Origin of the sequence: Nodosilinea sp. P-1105, from assembly GCF_012911975.1 — a bacterium.
In the GTDB taxonomy this organism is placed as follows: domain Bacteria; phylum Cyanobacteriota; class Cyanobacteriia; order Phormidesmidales; family Phormidesmidaceae; genus Nodosilinea.
Window position 1 is genome coordinate 1 of record NZ_SMDQ01000103.1, and the last position, 12,217, is coordinate 12,217.

Here is a 12,217-nt window from a genome sequence, read left to right on the forward strand (position 1 = left end):
GCAGATTGCGAGGCTAGGATCAACCCTAGCACCCAGTTTGCACGTCCAGCGTGGGTGGCTAGGGTTTTCGCGTTCTGTTTTCCTCAAACCCACCCCTGCCTTTCCCAAGAAGGGATGGCGGCGAAGGGTTTGTTTTCTGCAAACGCAAAAAAAGGAAACAGAACCGATGTTGCAATATCTTGAACCGGGCGCCGGTGCTGCGTCCGGCAGTGCGTCCAGTCTGCCGCCGTCGGCCAGCAATCCCCGTCCGCCTCGACCCGAAAAAGTCCGCCATCTGCTCTACGGCAGCCTGCCCGTCCTGGACCGGACGATCAAAATCCTCCATGCCCTGGGCTATGCCGAGCCCAACGACTGGAGCGATCCCCTGCCAGTGCCCCAGGGCGGCGGAACTCCCCCAGCGGTTAGCCCCTCCGAGCAGACGCCACCGAATCCAGCCGAGGGGGCTCTACCGAGCGCAGTCGAGGGGGCTCCACTGAGCGGAGTCGAAGTGTGGATGGTGATTCTGACTAAAACCCTGCTGATAGAGTAGTCCTCTGGGCATGAACGTTAAGCTGGGAAAGTTTGGCTAGGCCAGGAGCCAGAATCCAGATCTTTCTTGTATTCTGATTCCTGGCTCCTGAGTCCTATGACAGGCATAGCTTCCCACCTTAAGGGATACGCCACTTGCTACCCGACACCCAGCACCTGACACCCGCCGGCGCCTAGAACCCCGGTACAGATCCCAGGGTTCTGCCCTGAGATGCCCTAAAGTTCATGGCCAATCAGCCTGAGAACCCTGGGATCTTGCCATACTGTACCAATGCTCTAGAGAGCCTGCTGCAACATTTGCTGGTGCTGGCGAACCGAGGCCAGGGTATTGGCCGTTATCAGCCCACTGGCGGCTACCGCTGGCAGACCAATGCCCGGAAACGTCGAATCGCCGGTACACAGCAGCCCCTTTAGGGGAGTTTTGGGGCCGGGCAATAACCCCTGCTGGGGCGGTAGACCGGGGCCATAGGTGCCCCGCTGCCGCCGCAGAAACCGTTCATGGGTCAGGGGGGTACCGGTCAGTTCCACCTCCACCCGTTGGCGGATGTCAGGAATCACCCGCTCTAGGGCCTGCCACATGCAGGCGGCCCGTTCAGCTTTCAGGGCTTGGTAAGCGGCTCCCTGCCGATCTAGCCCCTGCCAGAGGTCGTAGGGTTCATTACCTGGAGTGTAGACATGAATGGTGTGCTTCCCCAGTGGCGCTAGGGACGGGTCCAGTACCGTGGGGATGGACATCACTACCAGGTTCTGGGGGGCGGTAATGGGGGTATCCCAGTCGTTGACCACGATGGCGTGGCAGGCCAGGTCAGGGGGCAGGTCAGTGCCATCGATGCCTAAATGCAGATGCATAAAACTCTCGCACTGGGGCGTGGCCTGGCGCTCTTCCAGGAAGGCCTTGGGCAAAGCAGCGTCGGGAATCAGAGGTAGGGTATCCCAAATGGAGGCGTTGGAAATCACCGCTTTATTGGCCTGCAAGGTTTCCCCAGACCGCAACACCACCCCTGTGGCCCGCTGGTCGGTGACCAAAACCTGCTCCACATGAGCCCCCAGGCGCAGGGTCCCCCCGTACTTTTTCAGCCCCCGCACCAGGGCGTTGACCAGGGCGGCACTACCGCCAATCGGGTAGTCGAGGGTGACTCCTGGGCGATACCATTCGGCAAACATAAAGGCCATCTCAGCGGTGCTGGTGCCGGTGGCCGGTAGCCCCGACAGCAAAAAGCAAAGTAAGTTCATCCAATCGCGGATAAAGCGATCGCTGACAGTGCGCTCCAAAATTTGACTAAAGGGGGCGCTAGCCTGGGCCAGCGCTGGTCCATTACGCAGTAGCGTCCAGGCATAGGGGGCAATGGTTTGTAGCACCCCCCAATCCCAGCGTAGGGCGGCGGGGGGCAGGGCGGTGGCACCACGGCCCAGGGGAGCCATCACCGCTTGCAACCGTCGCCATTCTTGGACGGCGGCATCCCCCCGCAGGGTGCGCAGCACGTCAACAAATTGGTCGGCCCCCACGGTGGTATCAAACTGGCCCTCAGGAATATAGACGCCCCAGGTGTCATAGTTTACCCAGTCCACGGTCTCGTCGATGGCATCCAGCACGTGGCGCAGCGGATTGGTGGAGGGACGATAGGACATTCCAGAATAGAGGGAAGGACCAGAGTCAAAGGTGAAACCCTGGCGCTGAAAGCCGTGGGCGGCCCCACCAGGGATGGTGTGGCTTTCGCAGAGGGTGACGCTGTAGCCATAGCGGGCCAGCAATGCCCCGCAGCAGAGGCCACCAATACCGCTACCGATTACAACGATGTCAGATGAAGGCATGGGAGATAAAGAAAGAAGAACGAAAAAAGAAGAACGAAAACCAGAATTAAGCCGAGTCTAGGTCAGACCTGGGGTTCTGCTTGATTGACCTGGTTCGATCCTCCGGGTGTATCCCAGTTTCGCAAAAGATATGCGTACAGTATCCCCTCTTGGGAGGGGCAGGGGTGGGTCAATGCTTGGGAGGGTAATGGGCGGGTTTTTGCCCTAGTGACCCAGCCGGTAGCCTTTGCCGTAAACCGTGTGGATAATGGGTGGGGTGCCTCGGGGTTCAACCTTACGGCGCAGCAGGCGCATTTGGGCGGCCAGCACATTACTGCTGGGGAGCTCCTGGTCGCCCCAGACCCCCTGGTAAATTTGGTCGTGGGTCAACACCTGGTTGGGGTGGCGCAGCAGATAGGCCAGCAGTCGGGTTTCTTTATCTGACAGTTCGATCGGTTGCCCCTGGCGGTAGGCCAGTTGATTGGCTTCGTCTAGCTCTAGCCCCTCAAAGCTAAGGTGTGGGGGAGCCTGCTCCCCCTTGGTCGACTCTGCTTGGAGCGATCGCCGCAGCAACGCCCGCACCCGAGCTAGCAGTTCCCGCAGCTCAAAGGGCTTGACCAGGTAGTCGTCGGCCCCAGCATCGAGGCCATCGACCCGGTCATCCAGGGTGTCTTTGGCGGTGAGAAACAAGACGGGGGTATTGTCCTGACGCGATCGCACCTGACGACAAATCTCCAAGCCGCTCAGCCCCGGTAGCATCCAGTCCAGAATCAACAGGTCGTAGCCCCCTTGCAGGGCCAGATCACAACCTTTAAGCCCCTCGGTGGCCACATCCACCTGATAGCCTTCGCGGCTCAGCAGGCGGCTCAGGGGCTCGGTTAATTCCACCTCATCGTCAACTAGCAGAATGTTCATCAACCGTGCATCAAAACAGTATTAGGCGCGATTAATTGTAATTGCGCCAGTGCACTCCCCTTACTCATTGATCCAACCTTTGGCCCGGGTGACGGCCTCCATCCACAGGTGAAAGTCCGCCTGGGCAGATTTCTGACGGTCCCCTGGTTCAAACACCCGGTCAATGGGGCGACGTTCTACCAGGGCGCGGTAATCGTCCCAAAAGCCAACGGCCAGCCCAGCGGCAAAGGCGGCTCCCTGAGCAGTCACATCTAGCACCTCGGGGCGCTCCACTGGAATTCCCAACACATCCGCCTGGAACTGCATCAAAAAGTCGTTGTTGCAGGCGCCGCCATCTACCACTAACTGGCGGATGGGGATACCGGCATCCTGGTTAACGGCGTTCACCACCTCGTTCACCTCAAAGGCGATCGCCTCGAGTACTGCCCGCACCAGATGTTCCCGTTGGGCGCTAGCAGTTAGCCCTTGAAACGAGCCCCGGGCATTCATATCCCAGTGGGGAGCCCCTAAACCACTGAGGGCAGGCACAAAGAAGACACCGTTATTGCCCCCGGCTTTTTGGGCTAAAAACTCGGTTTCGGCAGCGTTGGAAATCAACTGCAATCCATCCCGTAGCCACTGGATACAGGCCCCGGCGGTAAACATACTGCCCTCAATGGCATAGCCGATTTTGGGATGGCGAGCATCGCCATTGGCTTGGGACCAGGCCACCGTGGACAGCAGCTGGTTTTTCGATCGCACCACCTCAGCCCCCGTATGGGACACCAAAAAGGCTCCGGTGCCATAGGTGCATTTCAGCAGCCCAGGCCGATCGCAGCCATGGCCATATAACGCCGCCTGCTGGTCGCCAAAAATCGCTGCGATCGGAATCTCGGCCCCCAGAATAGCGGGGTCGGTGTGGCCAACAATGCCCACACTGGGTTTGATGGTTGGCATCATATGGGCCGGAATATCAAACAACGCCAGCAGGTCATCGTCCCATTGGCCGTTGTCGATATTCAGCAACATGGTGCGACTGGCATTGCTGTGATCGGTGGCATGCACCTGCCGCCCCGTCAGGTTCCACAGCACCCAGCTGTCGACCGTACCAGCCAGCACCTGGTCAAAGTCTACGGGGGGATCCGCTTCTTTTTTAGCCTGGTCCAGCAACCAGGCCAGCTTAGTCGCCGAAAAGTAGGCATCTAACACCAGACCCGTGCGATCGTAGATCTCTGCGGCTTTCCCGGCCTCTCGCAGTTGGTTACACAGGGGCGCCGTGCGCCGGTCTTGCCAAACAATCGCATTGGCTAGGGGGCGTCCGGTGCTGCTGTCCCACAGCAAGCAGGTTTCCCGCTGTACCGTCAGGCCAATCGCCGCAATGTCTTTGGGATTGAGACCGGCCTTGGAAATGGCCGATCCCATCGCCCAGTCAATTTCCTCCCAAATTTCCCGAGGGTTATGCTCGACCCAGCCGGGCTGAGGGTAGTACTGGGTCAGCTCTCGGTAGGCCTGCCCAGCAATTTGACCCTCGCGGTCAAAGATAATGGCGCGGTTGCCAGTGGTGCCCAGATCCAGGGCCATAATGTAGTTAGCGGTCATAATCGTTGCAGTGTGGGTACAGCAGAGTGGGTGCGCCTCTAGCGCAATCAATGGACACCCCTCGGCACCCACCGATAAACCCAATGGTTTCTATAAATTAAGCTTTCAGGAGAATGGCGAGGATAACCTCGAGTTTTAACAGCAATTTAACAAACTTAATGCTGAGGCCATCCGGCCCCAGGGGTAGCGCACCCCCCGTCGGGTTCGGTATCCCCCTCCCCCTGGTTGTTAGCTGTTATGAAACAATTTTTGTAGTTGATGCTTACTGTCACACAAAGGTCTGCCCTGTGAAACGAGGACTTTGGATCCCCCTACAACGACTGCTGACCCTGGTTCTGGTTAGCCTAATGGTATTGACCACCGCACTGGTGTCTCCGGCCCAGGCCCAAACCGCTGCTGAAGCCGCCATTGGTGAAAAGAGTTTTGTGGCCCAGGCCGTCCGTAAGGTTGGCCCCGCAGTGGTGCGAATCGACACCGAAAAAACCGTCACCCGCCGAGCCCCTGACCCGTTTTACGATGAGCCGTTTTTGCGCGACTTTTTCGGCGGTCTGCCCCGCCAACCCCAGGAAGAACTGCTGCGGGGGCAGGGGTCCGGGTTCATCATCGACCAGACCGGCAACATTTTGACCAACGCCCATGTGGTGAATGGGGCCGACCGAGTGGTGGTAACCCTCAAAGATGGCCGTAGCTTCGATGCCATTGTGGAAGGAGTAGACGATGTCACTGACCTGGCTGTGGTCAAAATTGATGACAGTGATGACACGCTGCCCACCGCCGCTTTGGGCAACTCTGACCTGGTGGATGTGGGGGATTGGGCGATCGCCGTAGGAAACCCCCTGGGGTTAGACAATACGGTCACCCTGGGCATCGTCAGTACCCTGAAGCGGTCCAGCAGTTCTGTGGGCATCCCGGGCAAGCGGTTGGAGTTCATTCAAACCGATGCCGCCATTAATCCGGGCAATTCTGGTGGTCCCCTGGTCAACCAAAATGGCGAAGTAATTGGCATCAACACCGCCATTCGGGCTGATGCCATGGGCATTGGCTTTGCTATCCCAATCAACAAAGCCAAAGAAATTAAAGACCGTTTGGCCCTGGGCGAATCCATTGCCCACCCCTACATTGGGGTGCAAATTGCCACCTTCACCCCCGACATGGCCCGTCGCAACAACGAGGATATTAATGCTGGCATGTACCTACCAGAAGTGGACGGGGTGCTGATTATTCGCGTCTTAGAAGGGACTCCAGCCGCTGAAGCCGGGCTGCGCCGAGGGGATGTGATTGTGGCCATAGACGATGCCCCGGTGCGTAATGCCGATGATCTGCAACTTCGGGTGGAAGACACCAAAATTGGCGATACCCTGCAGCTGGATATCCGCCGAGGCGATCGGGCCCAGGTGGTGCAGGTGAAGACGGCGGAATTGCAGGATCAAAGTTAAGCTTAGCGGTTGCTATTTAACGTCAGTGCGGGATAGCGACCTCTCCTCCTTGGGCTACTTTGTATACATAAGTAACCTGCAATGCAACCGGGCCTACTTGGCCCCCCTAGCCCCCCGAACTCGGGTTATTCAGACCCAGAGTGAGTTCCCAGGCCAGCAACTGGCCAGTAGCGGCAGGGGCATGGTCAACAGTCCGCAGTTTCCAATCGCCCAGGGCAGACTGGTTCAACAGACCCATCAGCCCTGGGGTGGTTTGCAGCGTGTAGGTCTGGCGCAGTTGGGTTTGGCGACCCAGGGTACGGCTTTGCAGCAGCACACGGATGCCCCCTGGGGCAATCAAGGTGAGGCTGATGTCCCCTAAGAAGTCGTGATCGAGGGAGACTTTGACCTGTACGTCGGCAACGGTGCCCGAGTCAGAGATGGTGATGGCGCTGTCGACCCCAGTGGGCTGATGATCGGGAATGGCGATCGCCGTTTGATTGTCCTGGGTGACGACTTGGGTCACCCGGCGATCGCCCCAGGCCGAGCGCTGGGCCTCTTTGACCGCCGCCTGGGCATTCACCTTGCCGTAGCCAAACCACTTGGAGTGGCCCTGACCGTCATAGGTGCCGTGGCGCAGCCCCAACTGGGGATCGGGGTTACGATCCACCAGCTTATCGGCAGTGGTTTGCAGAATCTCTCGCACCTGTCGGGCGGTCAGGTTGGGGTTGACCGAGAGGATTAACCCCGCCACCCCAGCCACCACTGGACAGGAGCTAGAGGTGCCGCCAAAGCTACTGGTGTAAGCGCTACTGCTATAGCCCTGCCCTTCGGTGCGATCGCTCGTGACCATGCCTCGCCCTGGCAAATACTGACGTAGCTCTGGCCCGGTGGGCACCGAGCCGATGCGGGGCAGGGCCATACTCGGCGGTGCATTATTGCTAGGGGCAGCCACTGCAATGTGCTCTCCCCAATTGCTGTAGGCGGCCTTGGTGCCCAGACTGGTGGTGGCAGACACGGCAATCACATCGGGATGAATGGCAAAGCCACTGAGCCAACGGGTGGGGCCGCTCAGGGCATTTTGGGGCCATTGGGTTTCGTTAATTACGCCGCTGACGGGGCGATTGGCATTGCCAGCCGAAAATACCACCACGCAGCCCTTGCCTTGGCGACCAGCGGTGGCGGCTCGGGTAATCGCCTGGGTCATGCGGGTGGTGAGGGGAAAATAGTTGGTGGCGGGCGACCAGCTGCAGGAAATTACCGCTGCCCCCCGCCGTACCGCTTGATCAAATAGCTGTTCAATCGAGGCATCATCCACAAAGCCCGTGGTGCGAATGGGCATAAAGGCACAGCCCGGGGCGACCCCGACAATGCCGATGCCGTTTTCTTCCCCAATCGCCAGCCCGGCGACCGCCGTACCGTGGTTTTCGTTCTGCTTAACCGGCAGGGGTACGGAGTCCTTGTCCTGTAGGTCGATCGGGGCAACAATCTTGCCCATTCCCTGCAGATCAGGGTGGTTGAGGTCAAAGCCATCATCGCTCACAGCGATCACCACCGATCGGGCTCCCCGGGTCACCTCCCAGGCGGCTTCAGCCTGAATGTGGGACTCGGCCGCCAGGTATTGCCCCCCCTGGTGGGACAGATGCCACTGCTGGGCATAGCGCTCATCCGTGGGTCGGTATAGCCCCTCGGTTTCTACCGCCACATTGGGTTCGGCCATCAGGACGCTGGCTTGGCCCATCAGCCGGTTGGCCAGCTTGATTGGGTTCTCGGTCGCCGCTGATGTGACCCTGACCACAAAGGTTTTGGCAATTCCCTCCAGGGGTTTTTCCAGACGTAATCCCAGATCGGCTAGAGCTACCTCAATGGTGGCGGCAGGGGTGTCAGGGGAAAATTGCACCGTTAGCTCGTCGGTTAAGTACAGCCAGGTTTGAGGACTGTCCACCAGGCTATAAACGTGACTGGCAAATTTTACCTGGGGGTGTTGCCGGGCCTGGGCGATCGCCTGCTCTAGCTGGTCGGCGTCCACCTGCCATTCCACCAATTGACCTGCGGCCACTGCTCGCACCGCTTCCGGCTGCAGGGTCTGACGCAGGCTGTCCAGGGCCTCTGGGGCACGCAACCGGGTGGTGAACCGGGTGGATACCTTCGTCAACAGGAGTTCTTCTCCCCCCCGCTGCAAGATCTCCCCCACAAAAGCCTCCCGTGGGCCACCACGGCGTCCAGTCTGATTTGGCGGGTCTGAGCCCGGAGGTTGGGAAAACGTCATAGCCTGACATTACCAAAGGTTAAACAGGAACTTGAGCGGGAACTTTATTGCCCCCACCCTAGTCTTAGAAAAGGCATCCATGTACGCACTCCCACGGTGGCTGGCTAGGGCCAATCGGTAGGAGTGCGTCATACCGAGATGATAAGATACGGCAGTAATTTTTTCGCTGGTTGTCCCTCACCCCCTTTGATAGTCCTATGGTCGTTTCACTTCGCACGTTGCTGCAGCCTTTGACAGGTTTTTCCACGGTATCAGTGTTGGCCCTGTCCCTGGTGGCTGGTGCTGCCCCAGCGCTGGCTCAGACGCCCGAGGTAGAGACGGCTCCCTCAGCTTCGGTCGCTCGACCCGCTGATGGCTCCCTCAGTATTGCCTCAGCCACTCAGATGATGTCTGAGGCCGAAGCCGCGATCGCCAATCAAGACTTTGTCACCGCCGAAGCCAAGCTAAAAGAGGCGCGGGAGACCCTCAACCAGCTATCGACTTACTATCAAGAGCTGGCCCAGATGTTTGTCGGGGTCGATACCCAAATTAACCGTAGCAATCGCGAACGGGCTCTGGAAACCGCTCAGATGCGCGACCAAGCCACCTATCAGTTGGCCTTGGTCTATCGAGCCCAAGACCGCACGAGCCAGGCTGTCCCCCTGTTGATGGAAATTTTGCGGAGCCAGCAACCCACCCGTGAACTGGGGCAGCGAGCCTATCAACAGTTGTTTGAGCTCGGCTTTGTAGAAGAGCCCTATGCGGGGCGGGCTGCAAGCTCATCTAATCCCTAGCTTTGTCAGGTCATTGCTAAATTCAATGGTTACTCCCTTTCGGTTAGTCTGCCTTCAATGGCAAAATGAGTATGGGGGAACGGTTTTTGGCCAATGTTGATCGCCCACAAGAATATTGCCAGTAGGGGACTTTTGCATGATTAGCCCAGACCAAGTGGCCACGATGATTAAAGCTGGCCTACCAGACGCTGATGTGCAGGTGCAGGATCTGACCGGGGGTGGCGACCATTATCAGGTGGTGGTGGTCTCCTCTGACTTTGCAGGTCGCAGCCTAGTGCAGCAGCATCAAATGGTGTATGGGGCCGTACGCGAAGCCATGTCGTCGGAGGCCATCCATGCGCTAGCTTTAAAGACATACACCCCTGACGCTTGGGCTGCGGTCCAAAGTGCCTAGTTCCGCCTAGCCCAATTAACCTGTGGAGGATTTTTCAATGGATGCAGCGGTTAAAGACAGAATCGATCAAATGGTCCAGAGCAACGCCATTATGGTGTTTATGAAGGGCAATAAATTGATGCCCCAGTGTGGGTTTTCCAATAATGTGGTGCAGATTTTGAATGTGCTGGGGGTCCCCTTCGAGACCTTTGATGTCTTGGCTGATCCTGACATCCGTCAAGGGATTAAAGAGTATTCCAACTGGCCCACGATCCCCCAGGTGTACGTTAATGGCGAGTTTTTGGGCGGCTCTGATATTTTGATTGAGATGTACCAGGCTGGCCAACTACAAGAGGTGGTTGAAGTGGCCCTGGCCTCTTAGGGACTCGCCAGGTAATCCTAACTACTGCAGAATATCAGTACTCTAGGTGCTGTAACTTACCACGCTATCCTTGACTGACCCACCCCTAACCACATCAGCAAACTCAGTTGGGCGAGTGGGCAGTCGGCGTGTGGGTACGCACATTCCGCAGGTTGGGTGATGCAATGAGGTAATTTAACAGGTACTGATTTTTGAGATGACTTCCTAGGCAGCATGCTTGACAAGCTGTGGGACTATGGCCCCAGTGCGCTGTACAGCCGGATTGCGATGGATGCCTATCGCACCTTTGCCCTGGTGAGCCGCTGTTACCACTACAACAGTAGTAGTAGTTTGAGCGTCCATGGGGAGTACGACGAACGAGCCGGACGCCCCAAGTCGGGCGAGACGCCCAGCCGCATCACCTATCGTCACCTCCAGTGTCTTTCTCAAGACGCCGCAGCGGATTGCCGCGTTGGCCATGGTAATGGGCTTAACGGTAATGGTCTATAGGACAATTCCGCCAAGCAGTACTAGTCTTCTTCTTCACAACTGCCAATGCTCACCCAACTGGTGGAGCCATCGCTCCAGTGTTCTTTCTTCCAGATCGGGGCATTGTGCTTGAGGGTGTCGATCGCATATTGACAGGCCGCAAACGCTTCCCCTCGGTGGGGGCAACCCACCGCCACCAGCACACTAATTTCCCCCACCGTAAGTTGACCAGTACGGTGATGAATCACCACCCGGGTGACCTGGGGCCAGGTGGCGCGAATCTGAGTAGCAATCTGTTTGAATACCTCCAGAGCCATCGGTTCGTAGGCCTGGTATTCTAGCGATACCACCGGTTTGCCGTCGGTATTGTCCCGCACCATGCCACTCATCACCACCACGGCCCCATTGGCAGAGTCATTCGCCAGGGCATAGGCCTCGTCCAAAGATAGGGGGGCAAAGGTAATCCGAAAGCTATCGACAGATTGGGTCGCACTCAGCACCATAGAAAATCCCAGATATCAAGAAACAGTGAGGTGTCGTTTAAACAGCACCAGCGGCAGGACTATTCGTCTATCTTAATATTCGGTAACAACAGCGATCGCAATGTCTAGTGGCCCTAGTGTAAGCCGTCTCCGTTGTGGGCCTCAACCATCTGGGGCACTGCATCGCTAACTCACTCTGTCCCCGGAGGTTCTATGGTTGATCCATCGGCGTGCCAGGTTACAACGGCTGGGCAGTTCACAGGGACCATTGTGCGATTTTTGCGTCTGCTGGTTCAGCCCCAAATCATCCTACCCCTACTTGCCATTTTGATTGCTGCTCTCTGGGCCTTGCCTAGCCGGGCTTGGCGGCGGCGAATTGGCCTCATCAGTTTAGGGGTGCTGCTGGCCAGCGCCCTAGCCGCCTCCCCGATTCTTTACCGAGTCGGGGGGCAAGGGTTAGCGGCCTTAATTCCTGAGGATACTGGCCAGACAGCGGACGCCATTGTCGTGCTAGGACGGGGGGGGCCATTTAGACCCGGTCGAGTGCAGGTGGCCGCTGATTTGTGGCAGCAGCGACGAGCTCCTCTGGTCTTTACCAGTGGCGGAGGGGATGCTATCGAGCTGAGCCAGATGCTTGAAGCGGCTGGTATTCCCCCGTCTGCCATTGATGGCGAGCCCTGTTCCGCCACCACCAACGAAAACGCCCAGTTTACAGCCGCCCTACTTCAACCTCAGGGGGTCAGACAGGTGATTTTAGTGACAGACCCGCCCCACATGGCGCGATCGCTGTTGACCTTTCGCAGCCTAGGCTTTGAGGTCATTCCCCACCCCAGTCCTGTCCCCCAGGAGTTAAACCCCCAAAGGCAAAGATTTTTAGTGCTACGAGAATGGGCCGGACTGATTGGTTACGGCGTGATGGGGCGCTATTTTGCCCGACAGGTGCCTGAACCCAGCTTTAGCACTTCCCTAACTCCCCAAATCTCTAGGAAACTGATCCGCCTAGGCTTTCCCTAGGTCACCCATGCCCCGCCAGGGCAGACACAGAAAAAGGCAGAAGGATGAAGGATGAAGGATAAAGGCAGAAGGATGAAGGTTGAATTTTGAATTTCCCTCTTGTCCATCCACCCATCCACCCTACCCTGGGGGAAGTCGCTTAAGTTTGCTGCCTTAGCGGGTGACAAGGGGACTCAAAGCTTCAGGGGACAATGCTTTGAGAGAATAGGAAGGACAAAAAATAGGGAGT

Annotated in this window: 12 protein-coding genes; 7 read left to right on the forward strand and 5 right to left on the reverse strand. The window is 57.8% G+C overall.

Annotation, left to right across the window (positions count from 1 at the left end; translation table 11 throughout):
* Positions 1–166 precede the first annotated feature (166 nt).
* The gene (locus E1H13_RS25115) at positions 167–529 is read left to right on the forward strand and encodes a hypothetical protein (protein ID WP_240966850.1); all 363 of its coding nucleotides are present in this window, start codon (positions 167–169) and stop codon (positions 527–529) included.
* Positions 530–804: 275 nt separating this feature from the next.
* Here E1H13_RS25115 and E1H13_RS25120 read toward each other — a convergent pair whose 3' ends face one another.
* The 3 genes from E1H13_RS25120 to glpK form a co-directional block, all read right to left on the reverse strand.
* The gene (locus tag E1H13_RS25120; RefSeq protein WP_169617710.1) at positions 805–2,340 is read right to left on the reverse strand and encodes an NAD(P)/FAD-dependent oxidoreductase; all 1,536 of its coding nucleotides are present in this window, start codon (positions 2,338–2,340) and stop codon (positions 805–807) included.
* A gap of 204 nt (positions 2,341–2,544) precedes the next feature.
* Entirely contained in the window at positions 2,545–3,234 is a 690-nt protein-coding gene (rppA, locus tag E1H13_RS25125; RefSeq protein WP_169617711.1) for a two-component system response regulator RppA, read from the reverse strand.
* A gap of 60 nt (positions 3,235–3,294) precedes the next feature.
* The gene (glpK, locus tag E1H13_RS25130; protein ID WP_169617712.1) at positions 3,295–4,812 is read right to left on the reverse strand and encodes a glycerol kinase GlpK; all 1,518 of its coding nucleotides are present in this window, start codon (positions 4,810–4,812) and stop codon (positions 3,295–3,297) included.
* A 347-nt stretch (positions 4,813–5,159) separates the two neighbouring features.
* On the opposite strand from glpK, the gene E1H13_RS25135 reads away from it, so the two are divergent.
* Entirely contained in the window at positions 5,160–6,248 is a 1,089-nt protein-coding gene (locus E1H13_RS25135; protein WP_169617721.1) for an HhoA/HhoB/HtrA family serine endopeptidase, read from the forward strand.
* Between the two features lie 106 nt (positions 6,249–6,354).
* Here E1H13_RS25135 and E1H13_RS28175 read toward each other — a convergent pair whose 3' ends face one another.
* Positions 6,355–8,496: a S8 family serine peptidase gene (locus E1H13_RS28175; protein WP_169617713.1), complete on the reverse strand. Its 2,142-nt coding sequence runs from the start codon at positions 8,494–8,496 to the stop codon at positions 6,355–6,357.
* A gap of 197 nt (positions 8,497–8,693) precedes the next feature.
* Between E1H13_RS28175 and E1H13_RS25145 the strand changes: the two genes are divergently transcribed.
* The 4 genes from E1H13_RS25145 (at position 8,694) to E1H13_RS25160 (ending at position 10,513) form a co-directional block, all read left to right on the forward strand.
* Positions 8,694–9,269: a hypothetical protein gene (locus E1H13_RS25145; RefSeq protein ID WP_169617714.1), complete on the forward strand. Its 576-nt coding sequence runs from the start codon at positions 8,694–8,696 to the stop codon at positions 9,267–9,269.
* Between the two features lie 136 nt (positions 9,270–9,405).
* Positions 9,406–9,663, forward strand: a complete 258-nt coding sequence (locus E1H13_RS25150; RefSeq protein WP_169617715.1) for a BolA family transcriptional regulator — start codon at positions 9,406–9,408, stop codon at positions 9,661–9,663.
* Between the two features lie 37 nt (positions 9,664–9,700).
* On the forward strand, positions 9,701–10,024 hold the full coding sequence (grxD, locus tag E1H13_RS25155; protein ID WP_169617716.1) for a Grx4 family monothiol glutaredoxin: 324 nt from the start codon (positions 9,701–9,703) through the stop codon (positions 10,022–10,024).
* 213 nt (positions 10,025–10,237) lie between these two features.
* On the forward strand, positions 10,238–10,513 hold the full coding sequence (locus E1H13_RS25160; protein ID WP_169617717.1) for a hypothetical protein: 276 nt from the start codon (positions 10,238–10,240) through the stop codon (positions 10,511–10,513).
* Between the two features lie 20 nt (positions 10,514–10,533).
* Here the strand turns inward: E1H13_RS25160 and E1H13_RS25165 are convergent, their stop codons facing one another.
* Positions 10,534–10,995: a molybdenum cofactor biosynthesis protein MoaE gene (locus tag E1H13_RS25165; protein ID WP_169617718.1), complete on the reverse strand. Its 462-nt coding sequence runs from the start codon at positions 10,993–10,995 to the stop codon at positions 10,534–10,536.
* A gap of 192 nt (positions 10,996–11,187) precedes the next feature.
* Between E1H13_RS25165 and E1H13_RS25170 the strand changes: the two genes are divergently transcribed.
* Positions 11,188–11,988, forward strand: a complete 801-nt coding sequence (locus E1H13_RS25170) for a YdcF family protein (protein ID WP_169617719.1) — start codon at positions 11,188–11,190, stop codon at positions 11,986–11,988.
* The last annotated feature ends 229 nt before the right edge of the window (positions 11,989–12,217 follow it).

Bases quoted from the DNA above. Each gene is read 5' to 3' on its own strand.
- E1H13_RS25135 (WP_169617721.1), top strand. From the start codon at position 5,160: ATGGTATTGACCACCGCACTGGTGTCTCCGGCCCAGGCCCAAACCGCT.
- E1H13_RS25115 (WP_240966850.1), top strand. From the start codon at position 167: ATGTTGCAATATCTTGAACCGGGCGCCGGTGCTGCGTCCGGCAGTGCG.
- E1H13_RS25150 (WP_169617715.1), top strand. From the start codon at position 9,406: ATGATTAGCCCAGACCAAGTGGCCACGATGATTAAAGCTGGCCTACCA.
- E1H13_RS28175 (WP_169617713.1), bottom strand. From the start codon at position 8,496: ATGACGTTTTCCCAACCTCCGGGCTCAGACCCGCCAAATCAGACTGGA.
- rppA (WP_169617711.1), bottom strand. From the start codon at position 3,234: ATGAACATTCTGCTAGTTGACGATGAGGTGGAATTAACCGAGCCCCTG.
- glpK (WP_169617712.1), bottom strand. From the start codon at position 4,812: ATGACCGCTAACTACATTATGGCCCTGGATCTGGGCACCACTGGCAAC.
- grxD (WP_169617716.1), top strand. From the start codon at position 9,701: ATGGATGCAGCGGTTAAAGACAGAATCGATCAAATGGTCCAGAGCAAC.
- E1H13_RS25120 (WP_169617710.1), bottom strand. From the start codon at position 2,340: ATGCCTTCATCTGACATCGTTGTAATCGGTAGCGGTATTGGTGGCCTC.
- E1H13_RS25165 (WP_169617718.1), bottom strand. From the start codon at position 10,995: ATGGTGCTGAGTGCGACCCAATCTGTCGATAGCTTTCGGATTACCTTT.
- E1H13_RS25145 (WP_169617714.1), top strand. From the start codon at position 8,694: ATGGTCGTTTCACTTCGCACGTTGCTGCAGCCTTTGACAGGTTTTTCC.
- E1H13_RS25170 (WP_169617719.1), top strand. From the start codon at position 11,188: ATGGTTGATCCATCGGCGTGCCAGGTTACAACGGCTGGGCAGTTCACA.
- E1H13_RS25160 (WP_169617717.1), top strand. From the start codon at position 10,238: ATGCTTGACAAGCTGTGGGACTATGGCCCCAGTGCGCTGTACAGCCGG.